General features: G+C 67.0%; 17 protein-coding genes and 2 tRNA genes. 15 read left to right on the forward strand and 4 right to left on the reverse strand.

Annotated elements, in window-relative coordinates:
* Positions 1 to 101 precede the first annotated feature (101 nt).
* The 10 genes from dnaN (at position 102) to ACLM5J_RS05150 (ending at position 10,120) form a co-directional block, all read left to right on the forward strand.
* Positions 102 to 1,238, forward strand: a complete 1,137-nt coding sequence (gene dnaN, locus ACLM5J_RS05105) for a DNA polymerase III subunit beta (protein WP_413654977.1) — start codon at positions 102 to 104, stop codon at positions 1,236 to 1,238.
* Between the two features lie 37 nt (positions 1,239 to 1,275).
* A complete protein-coding gene (gene gnd, locus ACLM5J_RS05110; protein ID WP_413654978.1) occupies positions 1,276 to 2,184 on the forward strand; it encodes a phosphogluconate dehydrogenase (NAD(+)-dependent, decarboxylating) in 909 nt (302 codons plus the stop codon).
* The gene (gene recF, locus ACLM5J_RS05115) at positions 2,184 to 3,353 is read left to right on the forward strand and encodes a DNA replication/repair protein RecF (RefSeq protein ID WP_413654979.1); all 1,170 of its coding nucleotides are present in this window, start codon (positions 2,184 to 2,186) and stop codon (positions 3,351 to 3,353) included. Before gnd ends, recF begins: the two co-directional genes overlap by 1 nt.
* Complete coding sequence (locus tag ACLM5J_RS05120; RefSeq protein WP_413654980.1) at positions 3,334 to 3,915, forward strand: DUF721 domain-containing protein; 582 nt, start codon at positions 3,334 to 3,336, stop codon at positions 3,913 to 3,915. Before recF ends, ACLM5J_RS05120 begins: the two co-directional genes overlap by 20 nt.
* A 307-nt stretch (positions 3,916 to 4,222) precedes the next feature.
* Positions 4,223 to 6,319, forward strand: a complete 2,097-nt coding sequence (gene gyrB, locus ACLM5J_RS05125) for a DNA topoisomerase (ATP-hydrolyzing) subunit B (protein ID WP_413654981.1) — start codon at positions 4,223 to 4,225, stop codon at positions 6,317 to 6,319.
* A 162-nt stretch (positions 6,320 to 6,481) separates the two neighbouring features.
* Positions 6,482 to 9,100 (forward strand): DNA gyrase subunit A, encoded by a 2,619-nt coding sequence (gyrA, locus tag ACLM5J_RS05130; RefSeq protein ID WP_413655007.1) that lies wholly within the window; start codon positions 6,482 to 6,484, stop codon positions 9,098 to 9,100.
* A gap of 3 nt (positions 9,101 to 9,103) precedes the next feature.
* Positions 9,104 to 9,616, forward strand: coding sequence for a DUF3566 domain-containing protein (locus tag ACLM5J_RS05135; protein ID WP_413654982.1), 513 nt, complete (start codon positions 9,104 to 9,106; stop codon positions 9,614 to 9,616).
* A gap of 139 nt (positions 9,617 to 9,755) precedes the next feature.
* Positions 9,756 to 9,829: transfer RNA gene (locus ACLM5J_RS05140), tRNA-Ile, on the forward strand.
* 60 nt (positions 9,830 to 9,889) lie between these two features.
* Complete coding sequence (locus ACLM5J_RS05145) at positions 9,890 to 10,018, forward strand: DLW-39 family protein (protein ID WP_413654983.1); 129 nt, start codon at positions 9,890 to 9,892, stop codon at positions 10,016 to 10,018.
* Between the two features lie 29 nt (positions 10,019 to 10,047).
* Positions 10,048 to 10,120: transfer RNA gene (locus ACLM5J_RS05150), tRNA-Ala, on the forward strand.
* A 106-nt stretch (positions 10,121 to 10,226) separates the two neighbouring features.
* On the opposite strand, the gene ACLM5J_RS05155 is transcribed toward ACLM5J_RS05150, so the two are convergent.
* Positions 10,227 to 10,523 carry an addiction module antidote protein gene (locus ACLM5J_RS05155; protein WP_413654984.1) on the reverse strand — a complete coding sequence of 99 codons (297 nt, stop codon included), beginning with the start codon at positions 10,521 to 10,523 and terminating at the stop codon, positions 10,227 to 10,229.
* Positions 10,510 to 10,779, reverse strand: coding sequence for a type II toxin-antitoxin system RelE/ParE family toxin (locus ACLM5J_RS05160; protein ID WP_413654985.1), 270 nt, complete (start codon positions 10,777 to 10,779; stop codon positions 10,510 to 10,512). The genes ACLM5J_RS05155 and ACLM5J_RS05160 overlap by 14 nt, the downstream gene beginning before the upstream one ends.
* A gap of 334 nt (positions 10,780 to 11,113) precedes the next feature.
* Here ACLM5J_RS05160 and ACLM5J_RS05165 point away from each other — a divergent pair, with 334 nt between their 5' ends.
* The gene (locus tag ACLM5J_RS05165; RefSeq protein WP_413654986.1) at positions 11,114 to 12,193 is read left to right on the forward strand and encodes a hypothetical protein; all 1,080 of its coding nucleotides are present in this window, start codon (positions 11,114 to 11,116) and stop codon (positions 12,191 to 12,193) included.
* Between the two features lie 3 nt (positions 12,194 to 12,196).
* On the opposite strand, the gene ACLM5J_RS05170 is transcribed toward ACLM5J_RS05165, so the two are convergent.
* Entirely contained in the window at positions 12,197 to 12,982 is a 786-nt protein-coding gene (locus ACLM5J_RS05170) for an MBL fold metallo-hydrolase (RefSeq protein WP_413654987.1), read from the reverse strand.
* Between the two features lie 68 nt (positions 12,983 to 13,050).
* On the opposite strand from ACLM5J_RS05170, the gene ACLM5J_RS05175 reads away from it, so the two are divergent.
* The gene (locus ACLM5J_RS05175) at positions 13,051 to 13,959 is read left to right on the forward strand and encodes an SURF1 family protein (protein WP_413654988.1); all 909 of its coding nucleotides are present in this window, start codon (positions 13,051 to 13,053) and stop codon (positions 13,957 to 13,959) included.
* A complete protein-coding gene (locus tag ACLM5J_RS05180) occupies positions 13,956 to 14,366 on the forward strand; it encodes a DUF3817 domain-containing protein (protein WP_413654989.1) in 411 nt (136 codons plus the stop codon). Before ACLM5J_RS05175 ends, ACLM5J_RS05180 begins: the two co-directional genes overlap by 4 nt.
* 1 nt (position 14,367) lies before the next feature.
* Here the strand turns inward: ACLM5J_RS05180 and ACLM5J_RS05185 are convergent, their stop codons facing one another.
* Positions 14,368 to 15,027, reverse strand: coding sequence for a hypothetical protein (locus ACLM5J_RS05185; RefSeq protein ID WP_413654990.1), 660 nt, complete (start codon positions 15,025 to 15,027; stop codon positions 14,368 to 14,370).
* 276 nt (positions 15,028 to 15,303) lie between these two features.
* Here ACLM5J_RS05185 and ACLM5J_RS05190 point away from each other — a divergent pair, with 276 nt between their 5' ends.
* Both ACLM5J_RS05190 and ACLM5J_RS05195 read left to right on the forward strand, forming a co-directional pair.
* On the forward strand, positions 15,304 to 15,816 hold the full coding sequence (locus ACLM5J_RS05190; RefSeq protein WP_413654991.1) for a peptidylprolyl isomerase: 513 nt from the start codon (positions 15,304 to 15,306) through the stop codon (positions 15,814 to 15,816).
* A gap of 103 nt (positions 15,817 to 15,919) precedes the next feature.
* Positions 15,920 to 16,741, forward strand: a complete 822-nt coding sequence (locus tag ACLM5J_RS05195) for a rhomboid family intramembrane serine protease (protein ID WP_413654992.1) — start codon at positions 15,920 to 15,922, stop codon at positions 16,739 to 16,741.
* Positions 16,742 to 16,954 lie beyond the last annotated feature (213 nt).

Consider the following 16,954-nt stretch of genomic DNA (forward strand, 5'->3'; position numbering starts at 1 on the left):
CGAGAGGGGCCCAGGCCTCCCCTCGCTGCTGCATCGCATGGCAGGATGCAGGCTCAGGACTTGTTATTCGCTCTCACTGATCGCACCGGAGGAAGAGTTACGTGAAGTTCCGCGTCGAGCGTGACGTGCTCGCCGATGCTGTGGCCTGGGCTGCTCGTAGCCTGCCGATCCGGCCGAGCGTCCCCGTCCTTGCTGGCTTGCTCATCGAAACCACGGACCAGGGCCTTGTGCTCTCCACCTTCGACTACGAGACGTCGGCCCGCGCCGAGCTCACTGCCGAGGTGAGTGACGAGGGCAAGGCGCTCGTCAGCGGTCGTCTGTTGGCCGACATCTGCAAGAGCCTGCCGAACAAGCCGGTCGAGATGGTCCTTGACGGCGCCCGGGTCTCGTTGACCTGTGGCTCGGCTCGGTTCAGCCTGCAGACGCTGCCGGTCGAGGAGTACCCCTCACTGCCGCAGATGCCGGCTGCCACCGGCACGGTGCGCAGCGACGTCTTCGCCCGCGCCGTCAGCCAGGCCGTCACCGCGGCTGGCCGTGACGACATGCTTCCCGTGCTGACCGGTGTCCGGATCGAGATCGACGGCGCCACCATCTCGCTGCTCGCGACCGACCGTTTCCGGTTGTCGCTGCGCGAGATCCCGTGGAACCCGGGTACGCCTGACGAGACCGTCGCCGCGCTGGTGCCTGCCAAGGTCCTCGCCGACACCGCCAAGTCGCTGAGCTCCGGCGCTGAGATCACCATCGCGCTCTCCGCCAGCGGAGCAGGCGACGGCATCATCGGTTTCGAAGGCACCGCACCAGGCGGTACCCGCCGGACCACGACGCGTCTGCTCGACGGCGAGTTCCCGAAGGTTCGCAGTCTCTTCCCGGCTGAGCACCTCACCACCGCCACCGTCGACCGCGAGGCGTTGATCGAGTCGGTCAAGCGCGTCTCCCTGGTCGCCGAGCGCAACACCGCGGTCCAGCTCGCGTTCAGCGACGGTGTGCTCACCCTCGACGCCGGCTCCGGCGACGAGGCGCAGGCAAGTGAGTCGATCGAGGCCGTGATCGACGGTGACGACATCACCACCGGCTTCAACCCCGGCTTCCTGCTCGACGGTCTGGGCGCGATCGAGGAGCCGGTCGTCGAGCTGGCCTTCACCCAGTCGACCAAGCCGGTCGTGATGAGCGGAACCAGCGACGGCGCAGAGGGCGGCGGATTCCGTTACCTGCTGATGCCGCGCCGCCTGCTCTCCTGAAACCACTCCCCCATCCGCCCACCTCGAGGAGGTCACCGTGAGGATCGGACTCGTCGGACTCGGCAAGATGGGCGGAAATATGCGTGCCCGGCTGCGTGCGGCCGGGCACGAGGTGGTGGGCTACGACCGCAACCCCGAGTTGGCCGATGCCGACTCGCTGGCGGCGATGGTCGAGCAGTTGCCCAGCCCCAAGGTCGTCTGGGTGATGGTCCCCGCGGGGGACCCGACCCAGGCCACGATCGAGGAGCTCGCCGGCCTGCTGGGTAGCGGCGACGTCGTCATCGATGGTGGCAACTCGCGGTGGACCGACGACCAGGCACACGCGGAACTGCTGGCCGCCCACCAGATCGGGTTCGTCGACTGCGGTGTCTCCGGCGGAGTCTGGGGCGCGACCAACGGGTATGCGTTGATGTACGGCGGCGCTGCCGAGGAGATCGCCAAGGTCCAGCCGATCTTCGACGCCTTGAAACCCGAGGGTGACTCGGGCGCCGTCCACGCCGGGAAGGTCGGCGCCGGCCACTTCGCGAAGATGGTGCACAACGGCATCGAGTACGCCTTGATGCAGGCGTACGCCGAAGGCTGGGAGTTGCTGGAGAAGGTCGACCTGGTCGACAACGTCACCGAGGTCTTCGACTCCTGGCGTGAAGGAACCGTGATCCGGTCCTGGCTCCTCGACCTGATGGTCAAGGCACTCGACGAAGATCCGGGGTTGTCCGAGGTCAAGGGCTTTGCCGAAGATTCCGGTGAGGGCCGGTGGACGGTCGAGGCCGCCATCGAGAACGCGGTTCCGGTGCCTGCGATCACGGCTGCGCTCTTCGCCCGTTTCGTCTCCCGTCAGGACGACTCCCCCGCAATGAAGGCGATCGCCGCGATGCGCAACCAGTTCGGCGGCCACGCGGTCCGCTCCAGTCATCCCGATCCTCCTCAGGCGCCTGACGTCACCTGATGCATGTCTCTCATCTGACGCTGCACAACTTCCGTTCCTACGCAGATCTGGAACTTCCGCTTGAGCCGGGCGTCAACGCGTTCGTCGGTCGTAACGGTCAGGGCAAGACCAACCTGGTCGAGGCGATCGACTATCTGAGTCGACTCTCCTCACACCGGGTCTCCAGTGACACGCCACTGGTGAAGGCGGAGACCGACCAGGCGATCATCCGCGCGGCGGTGGTCCGGGACGGTCGGACCGCGGTGTTGGAGGTGGAGATCAACCCGGGCCGTGCCAACCGGGCTCGGATCAACCGCTCCCCCTTGCCGCGGACCCGCGACCTGATCGGATTGGTCCGTACCGTCGTCTTCGCCCCCGACGACCTGGCTCTGGTCAAGGGGGATCCGTCGGATCGCCGCCGTTTCCTCGATGACCTGTTGATGCTCCGCTCGCCGAGGATGGCCGGCGTCCGCGCCGACTATGAGCGGGTACTCAAGCAGCGCAACAGCCTGCTCAAGACGGCGCGCTCCCGCGGTGGTGCGCGGGCACTGCACAGCGATCCGACGATCCTGGACACCTTGGTGGTCTGGGACGAGCACCTGGCCCGGACCGGCGCCGAGATCCTGGCCGCGCGGATCCGGTTGGTCGAGGACCTGCGGCCCTACCTGGGTGCTGCGTACCAGACGGTCGCCCGCGGTGCCGGGCGCGATGACGCCGATCTGACCTACCGTCCCTCGCTGGAGCTGGGGGAGGTGATCGCCGAGGTGACCGCGTTGGAAGGGGCGATCCGTGCCGAACTCGAGGTGCGCCGCCGTGACGAGCTGGACCGCGGTGTCAGCCTGGTCGGTCCGCACCGCGACGAGCTGCACTTCACGCTGGGCTCGGTCGAACAGCGGCTCCCGGTCAAGGGGTATGCCTCACACGGGGAGTCGTGGTCGTTCGCGCTGGCGTTGAAGTTGGCCTCCTACGACCTGTTGCGTAGCGAGGGCGATGACCCGATCCTGATCTTGGACGACGTCTTCGCCGAGTTGGACACCGAACGGCGTAACCAGCTGGCCAGCCTCGTCAAGGACGCTGAACAGGTGTTGGTGACCGCCGCGGTCGGGGCCGACGTGCCTGAGGAGTTGGGCGGCGTCCGACATGTGGTGGCAGCTGGGGAGGTGGAACGCGGTGACGTCGTCAGAGAGTGATCCGTCCCCGGGCGAACCGAGGGAGGTGCCCGAGGGCGAGTTCTGGGCAGCCGGTGAGCACGACGTCTCCGGCCTCGACCTGGCGCGCGCGATCAGCAAGGCGACCGCCGGTGCGGCGTCGACGGCGCCCCGCCGCAAGCCGAAGAGCCTACGGAAGTTCCGGCGCACGGGTGTGCCGAAGTCGTCGGGTGCCCATCCGGACGAGCGGGATCCGCAACTGTTGGACTCGACGATGGGCCGCCTGGTCTCCGACCTCGGCTGGGCGCTGGATCTCCGGGTGCACGGCGTCTTCGGACGGTGGCCGAGCATCGTCGGCGACGAGGTGGCGCAGCACTGCACGCCGATCGCCTTCGCCGACGGCAAGCTCTCGGTCCGGACCGATTCGACCGCCTGGGCCACTCAGTTGCGGTTGCTGGCACCGACGCTGGTACGCCGCTTGAACGAGGATCTCGGCCACGGAACCGTGGTGGTGATCGAGGTCGAGGGGCCGAACCTGCCGACCTGGCGCAAGGGACGGCTCACCAGTCGCGACGGTCGTGGGCCGCGCGACACCTACGGCTGAGGTCGACGGCGAAGCGAGCCTTGACCGGAGCGGGGAGCCGACCGAGGCCGGCCAGCGCCATGGTGCCCGTTCTGCCGTTCTAAGCGCTCCTCATAGGTATGGGGACTCATCAGACCCCCTATTAGGGCGTTGCAGATGGGTTTGCGAGCGTTCTAGAGGCACATTTCTCGCAGTTTATCCCCAGGCTCAGGGCTACTTGCGGGGATTCGTCGCGCCTGCGGGGTAAGATGGCGGGTGGGTCGCTGGGCCAGGTTCTAGATCGCCGTGCCGCGACCCTCTGCATGTCCTACATCAGATAGAGGAACGCGTGAGCGAGAACGAAGCTGTCGAGAATTCCACCGAACTCAAGTCGAGTGCCCCAACCGAGGGCGACACCTACGACGCATCGGCGATTCAGGTTCTCGAGGGTCTCGAGGCGGTGCGCAAGCGACCCGGTATGTACATCGGTTCGACCGGTGAGCGGGGCCTGCACCACCTGATCTGGGAGATCGTCGACAACGCCGTGGACGAGTCCCTCGCCGGCTACTGCGACACCATCAAGGTGACGCTCAACGACGACGGATCGATCAGCGTCGAGGACAACGGCCGCGGTATCCCGACCGGAACGGCTCCCGGTCAGGAGTTGCCGGCGGCGACGCTCGCTCTCACCGTTCTGCACGCCGGTGGAAAGTTCGGCGGTGGTGGCTACAAGGTCTCCGGCGGTCTGCACGGCGTCGGCTCCTCGGTGGTGAACGCGCTCTCCACGCACCTTCGTCTGGAGATCAAGAACCGCGGCTACCTGTGGGAGCAGGAGTTCTCGATCGGCGTCCCGGACTACCCGCTGCGCCAGGTGCGCGAGTTGGAGGAGGGCGAGCGGACCGGTACCACCGTCACCTGGTGGGCCTCCCCCGACATCTTCGAGACGACCTCCTACACGCTGGAGACGATCTCGACCCGGTTCCGGGAGATGGCGTTCCTGAACAAGGGCCTGCGGATCGAGCTTCGCGACCTCCGTGCCCAGGCCAGCGAGATCGCCGAGGCGGTCTCCGACGGCACCGGCGCCAGCGACGGCGCCGCAGAGGTTCACGCTGCCGAGGTCGACGGTCGCACCGCGCTGGAGCAGGTCTTCCAGTTCGAGCGCGGTCTCGCCGACTACGTCGACTTCCTCAACCGGCGCAAGCAGCCGATCTCCCCGATCATCGCCTTCGAGGCGGAGACCGGTGACTCGGTGGCCAACCCGATGAGCCTCGAGGTCGCCATGCAGTGGCAGATCTCCTCGTACAACGAGTCGGTGCACACCTTCGCCAACAACATCAACACCCCCGAGGGCGGTACCCACGAGGAGGGCTTCCGTTCGGCGCTCACCTCGCTGATCAACCGCTGGGGTGAAGAGTGGGGCCTGATCAAGAAGAAGGAAGATCGGCTCACCGGCGATGACATCCGCGAAGGCCTGACCGCGATCATCAGCCTGAAGATCTCCGAGCCGCAGTTCGAGGGCCAGACCAAGGCCAAGCTCGGCAACACCGAGGCGAAGGGCTTCGTGCAGTCGGTCGTCAACGACCAGCTCGGTGCCTGGCTCGAGCAGAACCCGGGCGAGGGCAAGGAGATCATCCGCAAGGCGCAGGCTGCGGCCACCGCGCGGATCGCGGCCCGCAAGGCCCGCGACCTGGCCCGCAACCGTAAGGGTCTGCTCGGCGGCGGTGGTCTCCCCGGCAAGCTGGCCGACTGCCAGTCGACCAACCCCGAAGAGTGTGAAGTCTTCATTGTGGAGGGTGACTCCGCAGGTGGCTCGGCCAAGCAGGGCCGCGACCCGCGGATCCAGGCGATCCTGCCGATCCGCGGAAAGATCCTCAACGTGGAGAAGGCCCGGATCGACAAGGTCCTGGGCAACGCCGAGGTCCAGGCCATCATCTCGGCCGCCGGTACCGGTATCCACGAAGAGTTCAGCATCGACAAGCTGCGCTACCACAAGATCGTGCTGATGGCTGACGCCGACGTCGACGGCCACCACATCAATACGCTGCTGCTGACGCTGCTGTTCCGCTTCCTCAAGCCGCTGATCGAGGGTGGCTACGTCTACATGGCGCAGCCGCCGCTCTACCGCCTGCGCTGGAACAAGCCGCACGAGCACGAGTTCGTCTACTCCGACGCCGAGCGCGACGCCTTGATGAAGGCCGGCCTGGAGTCGGGCAAGAAGCTGCCCAAGGAGAACCCGGTGCAGCGGTACAAGGGTCTCGGTGAGATGAACGCCGACGAGCTGTGGGAGACCACGATGGACCCGGAGCAGCGCCTGCTGCTGCAGGTCACGCTCGACGACGCAGCACACGCCGACGAGATCTTCTCGATCCTGATGGGCGAGGACGTGGAACAGCGTCGCTCCTTCATCCAACGCAACGCTAAAGACGTTCGATTCCTCGATATCTGAGTATCTAGAAAAAAACTTAGAGTCGAGTAGAACACTTCAGAAGGAACTCTCTTGAGCGAGAACACACCCGAGAACATCCCCGCAGAGGTGGGCGCCTCCACCGGTGGGAGCGGCGGCGACGGCGGCGGCGGCCGGGTCGACCAGATCGAACTGCAGACCTCGATGCAGCGCTCCTACATCGACTACGCGATGGCGGTCATCGTCGGCCGTGCGCTGCCCGACGTCCGTGACGGCCTGAAGCCGGTACACCGTCGCGTGCTCTACGCGATGTACGACGGCGGTTACCGCCCCGACCGCGGCTTCTCGAAGTGCTCGCGCGTCGTCGGCGACGTGATGGGTCAGTACCACCCGCACGGTGACACCGCGATCTACGACACGATGGTCCGCCTCGCGCAGCCGTGGGTGATGCGTGCGCCGCTGATCCTCGGCCAAGGAAACTTCGGCTCGCCGGGTAACGACCCCGCAGCGGCCATGCGTTACACCGAGTGCAAGATGGCACCGCTGGCCATGGAGATGGTCCGCGACATCGACGAGGAGACCGTCAACTTCCAGCCGAACTACGACGGTCGCTCCTCCGAGCCGACCATCCTGCCGGCCCGGTTCCCGAACCTCCTGGTCAACGGCTCCGCCGGTATCGCCGTCGGTATGGCCACCAACATCCCGCCGCACAACCTCGGCGAGGTCGCCGCTGCTGCGACCTGGGTTCTGCAGAACCCCGACGCCGAGCGCGAGGAGCAGCAGGCCGCGATCATCGAGCGGATCAAGGGCCCGGACTTCCCGAACGGTGCGCTGATCGTCGGCCGCGCCGGCATCGAGGAGGCCTACCGGACCGGTCGTGGCTCGATCCCGCAGCGTGCCGTCGTCGAGATCGACGAGGACGCCAAGGGCCGCACCTGCCTGGTCATCACCGAGCTCCCGTACATGGTGAACCCGGACAACCTGGCGCTGAAGATCGCCGAACTGGCCGACTCCGGTCGCGTCCAGGGCATCTCCGACGTCCGTGACGACACCTCGTCGCGGACCGGTCAGCGCCTGGTCGTGGTGCTGCGCCGCGACGCCGTGGCCCGCGTGGTGCTCAACAACCTGTTCAAGCACACGGAACTGCAGACCAACTTCAGCGCCAACATGTTGGCGCTGGTCGACGGCGTCCCGCGTACGTTGACGATCGACCAGTTCATCACCAACTGGTGCACCCACCAGATCGAGGTCATCCAGCGCCGGACCCGTTACCGGTTGCGGCGTGCCGAGGAGCAGGCGCACATCTACCGCGGTCTGGTGAAGGCGCTCGACGCCCTCGACGACGTGATCGCGCTGATCCGCCGCTCCCCCGACGTCGAGGAGGCCCGCAACGGCCTGATCGACCTGCTCGACATCGACGAGCTGCAGGCACAGGCGATCCTCGACATGCAGCTGCGTCGTCTGGCCGCTCTCGAGCGCCAGAAGATCATGGACCGCTTGGCGGAGCTCGAGCGCGAGATCGCCGACCTCAACGACATCCTCGCCAACGAGGCCCGTCAGCGTCAGATCGTGATCGACGAGCTCGGCGAGATCGTCGAGAAGTTCGGCACCCCGCGTCGTTCGCAGATGATCGCCGCCGACGGCGACCTCTCGATGGAAGACCTGATCCCCGACGAGGAGCTCGTCGTCTCCATCACCCGCGGTGGCTACGCCAAGCGGACCCGTGCCGACCAGTACCGTACCCAGAAGCGTGGCGGTAAGGGCGTGCGCGGCGCGAGCCTGCGTGGCGATGACGTGGTCGAGCACTTCATCTCGACCACCAACCACCACTGGCTGCTCTTCTTCACCACCGCCGGCCGGGTCTACCGGACCAAGGCCTACAACCTTCCCGAGGCGTCGCGTGACGCCAAGGGCGGGCACGTGGCCGGCCTGCTGTCGTTCCAGCCGGACGAGTCGATCGCCCAGGTGTTGGCGATCCGCGACTACGACCAGGCGCCCTACCTGGTGCTCGCCACCCGGAGCGGCCTGGTCAAGAAGACGCGACTGGGCGACTACAACTCGCCGCGCCAGGCCGGCGTCATCGCGATCAACTTCCGCGAGGAGGACGACGTCCTGATCGGTGCCGAACTGGTCTCCCCCGACGACGAGATCCTGTTGGTCTCGCGCAAGGGCCAGGCGGTGCGGTTCACCGCGGACGACGGCCAGCTGCGCCCGATGGGTCGGGCGACCTCCGGTGTTACCGGTATGTCGACCGCCGAGGGCGACTCGGTGCTCTCCATGTCGGTGATCCGCGCTGCTGACGCGGCCGCTGAGAACGCCGACGAGGAGTCCGGCGCCAAGGTCCAGTACGTCTTCACGATGACCGATGGCGGCTACGCCAAGCGCACCCGGATCAACGAGTACCGGTTGACCAACCGTGGCACCAAGGGCGTCAAGGCGATGACGTTGGCCAACGAGGACCGCGGCGTCCTGGTCGGTGCCTTCATCGTCGAGGACGGCGACGAGATCCTGACCATCACGCAGAGCGGTCAGGTCGTCCGGAGCCCGATCAACGCCGACTTCCGACCGACCGGACGGGCCACCCAGGGTGTGAAGTTCGTGACGCCGAAGAAGAAGGACTCGGTCGCCGTCGTCACCCGATCGGTGGAGAGCCGTGACGAGGACGAGGTGGAGCTCGACGAGAACGGCGAGCCGATCGTCGTCGAGGGCGAAGTGGTGGAAGGTGCGGCCGCTGACGCCGCCGAGAACGGGGCCGCTGACCAGGCGGATGCGACAATCGAAGCCACGCCCGATGCCCCCTCCACGACCGAGAACGGTGAGTAGTCGATGTCGGAGAGCCAGAAGGAACCGCTGACCGCGCGGTTTCGTACCGCGATCAACTCAGCGGCGGACCAGATGCGCGCCAACGCCAACCCGGAGTCGGAGGACGCGGCAACCGCGGCCGCCGAGTCGTCGGGTGGCCGCCGTCCACGGCGGGCCAGGCTGCGGCTGACCCGCGTCGACCCGTGGTCGGTGATGAAGACGTCGTTCCTGCTGTCGGTGGCGTTCGGCGTGGTCACCGTCGTCGCGGTCGGGATCGTCTGGATGGTCCTCGGTGCGGCCGGCGTGTGGGACTCGATCAACCAGATGGTGCACGACGTGATCGGTGGTGAGGACGGCACGAACTTCGCCGTCGAGAACTACCTCGGCACCGGCCGGGTGATGGGCTTCACGATGCTGGTGGCGGTCATCGACGTCATCCTGATCACCGCGATCGCCACCCTGACCGCGTATCTGTACAACATGGCCGCAGCGCTGCTCGGCGGCGTCGAAGTGACGCTCTCCGAAGAGGAGCGCTGAGTCACTAACCTCGCGGACGTCATACGGACGGAGCACCCGCTCCCCCACTCCGTATGACGTCCCGGGTCGGCCGCGGGACCGAGCGGGCCCCCGGTTTGGTGCCAGCGAGGGCGCTGGGATAGTCTTCACCAGTCGCAAGGGGCCTATAGCTCAGACGGTTAGAGCGCTTCCCTGATAAGGAAGAGGTCACAGGTTCAAGTCCTGTTAGGCCCACCCAGTTTGTGTGTGTACCGCATTATTGGACGAGTCCAACCACTACCAAGGGAGACTCTCATGAAGAAGCTACTTCTCATCGCACTTGCCGCCGCAGGCGCCATCTTCGCGAAGAAGAAGTTGGACGAGTCCAAGCAGGAGCAGGCACTCTGGGCAGCAGCAACGGACGACGTCAACAAGAACGTCTGACACCGCCCGGCCACCCTGGTGGCCGAAACGGGGCCTTGGCGCAATTGGTAGCGCACCTGCTTTGCAAGCAGGGGGTTAGGGGTTCGAGTCCCCTAGGCTCCACTGGAAGACCCGGAGGCTCCACTCCGGGTTTTTCTTCATTTCAATGTGACCTCACAGTCCACTTTCGGGCCGTTTTCGCGCCGTCAGGTCACATTGAGCGGGCGGGTTAGGCGCTTGCCCGGAATGCGATCTCAAGGCCCAGCGCGTTCGCTACCTTGACGATCGTCGCGAAACTCGGGTTGCCGTCTGCTGAGAGTGCCTTGTAGAGACCTTCCCGGCTCATGCCGACCTTGCGGGCGAGCTCACTGAAGTTCTGCGCACGGGCGATGGTGCCGAGGGCTTGCGTGATGTACGCAGGGTCGTCGCCGGCCTCCTCGAGAACCGCTTCAAGATAGGCGGTGATGTGGTCGAGAGAGGTCAGGTAGTCGGCTGATTCGTAGTCAGAGAACTCAACGGATCCCATGATTCCTCCACTCCTTCGCAAGTGCTCGTGCTCGTCTGATGTCGCTTGTCTGGGATGACTTGTCTCCACCGCAGAGAAGCACGATCACGATGTCTCGTTGCTGCAGGTAGTAGACCCGGTATCCCGGGCCATGGTCGATACGCAGTTCGCTGACCCCGTCACCTACCGGTCTCGCGTCGCCGGGGCAGCCGCTAGTCGTTCGATGCGGACCCGGATACGGGCAGCGGCGCGAATGTCCTTCAGGTGTCTGATCCACGTGTCGAAGTGGTCCGTCTTGATGATCCGTGCTGTCAACTGTAGTTCACATCCCCCGGGGTGCTCAATGCCCGTGGGAGCACTTTGCGGGGAGCATCCGACAGTTGAGGGCGGCCTGAGCACGCCGAAGCGGGCCGGCGGGCGAATCGGGGCACCCACCGACCCGCGGTCCGAGCGAGGGGATCGCTGTGTGGACCTCTGCAGGATGCGGTACGGCGTGACTGCGCGGCATCGCCGAATGTGAGGGAATCCGGTGTCGTCAGAGTCACGTGGCTCGGCGACGTCGAGCGGGTGCTTCGGCTGTGAGGCGCGGGCGGCGTTGGCAGACTGGGGGAGTGACGTCTCGTTCGATGCGGCCTTGGGTGGCGCTGCTGCCTGGGCTGCTGCTCGGTGCGGTGCTGGGGGCCTGCAGCACCGACGCCGGCGACGATGCCACAGGTTCACCGAACGCCAGCTCGGCACCCACTGCGGTCGACAGTCAGGCGATTCCGGACGACGTCACGATCGAACCCGGTACACCCGCCACCGATCCGCGCCAGGCGCTGGCGCTCATCCCCGCCGACGCAGGCGAGGTCACGCTGACCGACTTCCGTCAGCTTCGGGAACGGCTCGGCTACCCCAGGCTCACCAGCGAGTCGCTGATGACCGACCGGAACGCCTTCTGGGAGCGGGTCCGGACCGAGACCCCGGCCCTCACCCAAGGGCTACTCCGCGACCAGGCGTCGCGGCTCTGGTTGGACTACGGCTTCGGCCAGGATGACGTCGCTTGGGAGGCGCGCTTCGACACCCCTGACGGCGCCGGCTACGTCGTCTCCTTCCGTCGCGGCCAGGAGATGGCAGCGGTGCGCCGTGCGGTCGCTGATCGGGCCACCGGCCTGCGCGGCGCCACGGTGATGGCCAAGGAACGGCTTCTGGTGCGGCACATCGCGGGGGAGGGCGACGCCGTTCTGGCCTCCGTTCCAGGTCTGGCCGACCTCCTCGACAAGGACGCCGAGGCCAGTTACCTGCGCACCGACTGCGTGCCGTTCGCCGAAGCCCTCGGCGACGACGCCACGGTCGAGGACCAGGAGTCACTGCTGAGCAAGGTGGATATCCGGTATCTGCGTCCGTTGACGGCGTGGGCGGTCAACTTCGACAGTCAGGTGCTGACCGCGCGACTCACCCCGGAGAGCGACGAGCAGCCCGAACGCGCCGACCTCCACCAGCGGGCCGACCTGATGGAGGTGTGGCCCGAGACCGGTCCGATCGACTGGCCCGACGGCTTCCGCGGGCTCACCGTGGCCGACCCGATGACCGGGCGGATCGGCGCCCAGGTCCGGAACCCGGTCGCGGCCGCCAACCTGGTGCTCGCCGGAAGGGTCCCGTTCGCGGTCTGCAACGAGGCGACGCCGATGGCGGAGCCCACCGGCCTCTGAGGCTCAGCTCAACCGGCTGAACTCGACCTCGTCGTGTGCCGAGAAGAGAACGACCTCCGGGTGGTCGGCGACCAACGAACGCAGGCGCTCCTGGTTCTCCTTCCGGGCCCGGTTGTCGGCGGCCATCAAGGTCTGGAAACCGGTCAGTCCCGGCGCCGTGCGTGCCGGCGTCTCCACCTCACCGTGGAAGAAGTACGAGTCGCCGGCGTGCAGCAGCCAGCGGTCGCCGTCCCGGACCGCAACACCGCTGTGGCCACGCGAATGCCCGCGCAACGGGATCAACAGCACGTCGTCCCCGAGCGCCTTGACGCCGCTGAACCCGAACCAGTCGTCGCCGCCACTCTGATGGGTGACGAACTCGGGCCCGTGCGACCACTGCACCTTGCGGTAGCGGGAGCGTTCGCTGAGCTTCGGGTTGCGGGCCGCGTCGAGTTCGACCACGTCGACGTGGACCTGCGCCTGCGGGAAGTCACCGATCCCGCCGGCATGGTCGAGATCCATGTGGGTCAGGGCGATGTCGCGAACGTCGCTGGCGGCGTAGCCGAGCGCCTTGAGTTGGCTGATCGCCGACTCTTCGACGTCCAACTTCGGTCGCATCCCTGCCACGAATGGACGCCCGAGTCGGGTCGGCTCGGCGATGTCAGCGGTGCCGAAGCCGGTGTCCACCAGCAGCAGTCCGTCGGCCCGTTCGACTACCAGGACATGGCAGACGACCCGCGTGGGCGCCATCTTTCCGCCGAATCCGCCGACCGGTCGCAGGCTGCCGCAGTTGAGGTGGTGAACGCTCATCCCACCGACCGTAGTGCAGCCGCCCGCCCGCGTCAGGTGAAGTTGTGATGACTCCGTAGAGTTGATGGGTGCCGCCCCGCAAGAATCTGCTCGCTCCGCGTTACTGGGGAGCCCACCTGTTGGCGCTGGTCCTGACGCTGGGAGCTGCCGGCTTCGGCGTCTGGCAGTACCAGGCCTGGTCCGAGCGCCGCGCGTCGGAAGCGGCGGATCTGACCCGGATCGAGCCGGTCCCGCTCGCCGAGGTGATGGGTCCGGACGACGGCTTCCCCGGCCAGTACGTCGGCCACCCGGTGATCGTCGACGGCACCTGGATGCCGCAGGGCACCATGTTCGTCAGCGGCCGGAAGATGGACGGGGTCGAGGGCTACTGGGTGACGACGCCGTTGCAGGTGGCCGACGGCTCCGCCCTGATGGTGGTCCGGGGTTGGACGCCGGAGATCGCCGCCGCACCGGCACCCCCGACGGGCCCGGCCGAGATGGTGGTCTGGCTCCAGCCGGGTGAGGGCACCGGCGACGTCGACACCGACGTCACCGACAACCTGCTGCCGCAGCTACGGATCGCCGACGTCATCCGGCACGTCGACAGCGACCTCTACAGCGCCTACGGCGTGGTGGCCGACAAGGCAGCCGAAGGCGCCTGGCCGGTCGGGGACGACGCCGTCAACTCCGGTACCGATGGCTTGAAGCAGGCCACCTTGGAGCAGTTGCCCAAGTCGGCCGGGACGACGGCGCTGAAGAACCTGCTCTATGCGATCGAGTGGTTCATCTTCGGTGGATTCGTGGTCTTCGTCTGGGGGCGCTGGGTGCGCGACCAGTTCGAGGATGACGACGATCTTGACGACGACGAGCCCGACGAAAAGCCTGCCAGCGCTGAAGATGGCGAGTCCGCGGTCGACCAGGCCGACGAGACCGCCGTCACGAGCACCGAGCCCGACGAGGCCCCCGTTTCCGACGGCTCGGTACGCTCGCAGCCGTGAAGAACTCTGCGCTGACCCGCTACCGGGTGATGGCGACCATCGTCGGTGTCCTGCTGGTCGTCCTGATCCTGATCGGTGTGCCGCTGGCGAACTTCGACGGCACCGGGATGTGGGGGATCTTCCCCAGTACGCCGGAGATCTGGGCCGCTGGTTCGTCCGCGCACAACCTGGGCGAGGGGATCACCGAATACCTCGGCGTCGCCCACGGGTGGCTCTACATGATCTTCCTGGTGACCGCGTTCATGCTGGCCCGCAAGGAGAAGTGGGACATGGGCTTCACCGTGGTCACCCTGCTCTGCGGCACCATCCCGGTGCTCAGCTTCTGGGCCGAGCACCGGGCCACCAAGCGGGTCCGGGCCGCGCACGCGGCGGCGCCGCAGTCGGCCGCCAAGCCCGCTCAGCGCTGACTCAGGGCCGGTCGTCGCCCTCGGCCGGGTCAGGGTTGATCTCGTCGGGCTCCGGGAGCTCGTCCGGCTCGGCGAGTTCGACGAACTCGGCCGGGTCGTCAGGCGTGGTGTCACGGTGCGGCGTCGCCGCGTTGTCGGCGAGCGCCTCGTCCGGGGTCGCGGCCGCAGAGTCGTCGGCCTCGGCAACGGGGCGCACCGGCGCGGGCGGCGTGTAGGACGACTGCCAGTTGTCGCCGGCGCCCTGGTCGGCCTTGAGCTTCTTGAAGATCGCACCGCCCACCACGGCCAGCGCACCCGTGGCGAGGATCCACTTGAGCTTGCCGCCCGACTTCTTCGGCGCCGGCTGCGAGGCGACCTCGGACAGCTTGGCCGTCGCAGCCTCGCGGCCCTCGTGCAGCAGCACCGCGCCGTCCGCGAGCTTCTCGCGTGCCGTCCCCACGGCTGATTCGACGACCGGGGTGGCCTGCTCCACACCTTCGGCGAGCTTCTTGCGCGCCGTCTCCATCGCGGACTCCACGACAGGCGTGGCCTGCTCGATGCCTTCGGCGAGCTTCTTCCGTGCGGTCTCCACCGCCGACTCGAGGACGGGGGTCACCTGATCGGCGACCTGTTCCACGACCTCGGTAGCGGTCTCGATCAGGCCCTTGTTCTGCTTGGACATCTCTTGCCTCCCGGATTGGCTGCTTTGTCACGATCAAACACCATCGACCCTGACGGGCCAACCGTTCGTCGCCCTCATTCGCCGGCGCGCGCATCGGCGAAGACCGCGTCGTCGTCCACGATGAGGGTGCGAGTGGTCGGGATGGAACAGTGCCGCTTCACGACACTCGACCGCACAACTACGGGCGCGGTGCTGGCGCGGGTTGCCTTTGCTGGGAAGATCTGGGGAGACGCTGAATCACCTGCGTACTTCATCGAGAGACGAAAGAGTTTCCTCATGTCTGAACTGAAGGCCGTCCTGAAGACCAACCGGGGCGACATCACCATCAACCTCTTCCCCAACCACGCTCCGGCGACCGTCGAGAACTTCGTGGGCCTGGCTGAGGGCACCAAGGAGTACGACAGCGGCAACGGTCGCAGCGGCCCGTTCTACGACGGCCTGACCTTCCACCGCGTGATCGACAACTTCATGATCCAGGGCGGCTGCCCGCTCGGCACCGGTACCGGTGGCCCGGGCTACACCTTCAAGGACGAGTTCCACCCGGAGCTGGCCTTCACCAAGCCGTACCTGCTCGCGATGGCGAACGCCGGCCCCGGCACCAACGGTTCGCAGTTCTTCGTGACCACCACCGAGACCGCGTGGCTGACCAACAAGCACACCATCTTCGGTGAGGTTGCCGACCAGGCCGGCCGCGACGTCGTCGACGCCATCGGCACCACCGCCACCGGCGCCATGGACCGCCCGGTCGAGCCGGTGATCATCGAGTCCGTCGAGATCGTTCGGTCCTGACTCAATGTCCGAGGCTGCTCCCGCGCCCGAGTGCTATCGGCACCCGGGCCGGGAGACCTGGATCCGGTGTCAACGGTGCGAACGCCCGATCTGCCCGGACTGTATGAACGACGCCGCAGTCGGCTTCCAATGCTCTGACTGCGTGCGGCAAGGCGCCAAGGAGACCCGCAGCGGTCGCGCGGCGTATGGCGGCCAACGGTCCACCAACCCTGCCCTGACGGCGGGCACCTTGATCGGCATCAACGTCTTCGTCTGGCTGCTGATCACCGTCACCGGTGGCAAGAGTTCGGTGTGGATCGATCGACTGGCGCTGACGCCGCAGGGACGGTGCACCCTCACCGAGGATCCGTCCCTGTACTACCCGCAGGCCACCGAGGCGACCTGCCGAGGAGCGGGGGTCACCTGGCAGTCCGGAGTGGCGGACGGCGCCTGGTGGCAGCTGATCACCAGCGCCTTCACCCATGTGGAGATCTTCCACATCCTGTTCAACCTGCTGGCCGTCTGGTTCCTCGCACCGCAGCTCGAGGCGGCGCTCGGCCGGGTCCGGCTGCTCGCCGTCTACCTCGGCTCCGCGTTGACCGGCTCGGCAGCCGTGATGCTGCTCGGCGGCGCCAGCGGTACGACGCTCGGTGCCTCGGGTGCGGTCTTCGGACTGCTCGCGGCCTTGGTGGTGCTGGTCCGCAAGGTCGGCGCCGACGCTCGGCCGTTGCTTGGCTGGTTGGCGATCAACGTGGTGATCACCTTCATGGTTCCGAACATCTCGTGGCAGGGCCATCTCGGTGGCTTCATCGGCGGTGCCCTGCTCACGCTCGGCATCGTCTACGCGCCCCGTGAACGACGCGGGCTCTGGCAGGCGCTGGCTGTGGCCGGCGTCGTGCTGATCTCGCTCGCCCTGATCGGCGTCCGGGTGGCTGCTCTCTCCTGAGCGTCTGACGTCGAAGCGCCCCGCGACACTGTCGCGGGGCGCTTCGCATCTCTGCGGTCGGCTGTTCCGGTGGTCGAGGTGTTCCGGTGGTCGGGGTGTTCCGGTGGTCGAGCTTGTCGAGACCGGCTCAGGTGATCTCGACAGGCTCGATCTGCGGGCAGGTGATCTCGACAGGCTCGATCTGCGGGCAGGTGATCTCGACAGGCTCGATCT

The sequence above is a fragment of the Nocardioides sp. Bht2 genome (genome assembly GCF_047308515.1).
GTDB lineage: Bacteria > Actinomycetota > Actinomycetes > Propionibacteriales > Nocardioidaceae > Nocardioides.

What these genes read in the sequence shown, in the direction of transcription:
- recF (WP_413654979.1), top strand. Translation starts at nt 2,184, where the DNA reads ATGCATGTCTCTCATCTGACGCTGCACAACTTCCGTTCCTACGCAGAT.
- gyrA (WP_413655007.1), top strand. Translation starts at nt 6,482, where the DNA reads ATGCAGCGCTCCTACATCGACTACGCGATGGCGGTCATCGTCGGCCGT.
- ACLM5J_RS05135 (WP_413654982.1), top strand. Translation starts at nt 9,104, where the DNA reads ATGTCGGAGAGCCAGAAGGAACCGCTGACCGCGCGGTTTCGTACCGCG.
- ACLM5J_RS05145 (WP_413654983.1), top strand. Translation starts at nt 9,890, where the DNA reads ATGAAGAAGCTACTTCTCATCGCACTTGCCGCCGCAGGCGCCATCTTC.
- ACLM5J_RS05155 (WP_413654984.1), bottom strand. Translation starts at nt 10,523, where the DNA reads ATGGGATCCGTTGAGTTCTCTGACTACGAATCAGCCGACTACCTGACC.
- ACLM5J_RS05170 (WP_413654987.1), bottom strand. Translation starts at nt 12,982, where the DNA reads ATGAGCGTTCACCACCTCAACTGCGGCAGCCTGCGACCGGTCGGCGGA.
- ACLM5J_RS05185 (WP_413654990.1), bottom strand. Translation starts at nt 15,027, where the DNA reads ATGTCCAAGCAGAACAAGGGCCTGATCGAGACCGCTACCGAGGTCGTG.
- ACLM5J_RS05190 (WP_413654991.1), top strand. Translation starts at nt 15,304, where the DNA reads ATGTCTGAACTGAAGGCCGTCCTGAAGACCAACCGGGGCGACATCACC.
- ACLM5J_RS05195 (WP_413654992.1), top strand. Translation starts at nt 15,920, where the DNA reads ATGAACGACGCCGCAGTCGGCTTCCAATGCTCTGACTGCGTGCGGCAA.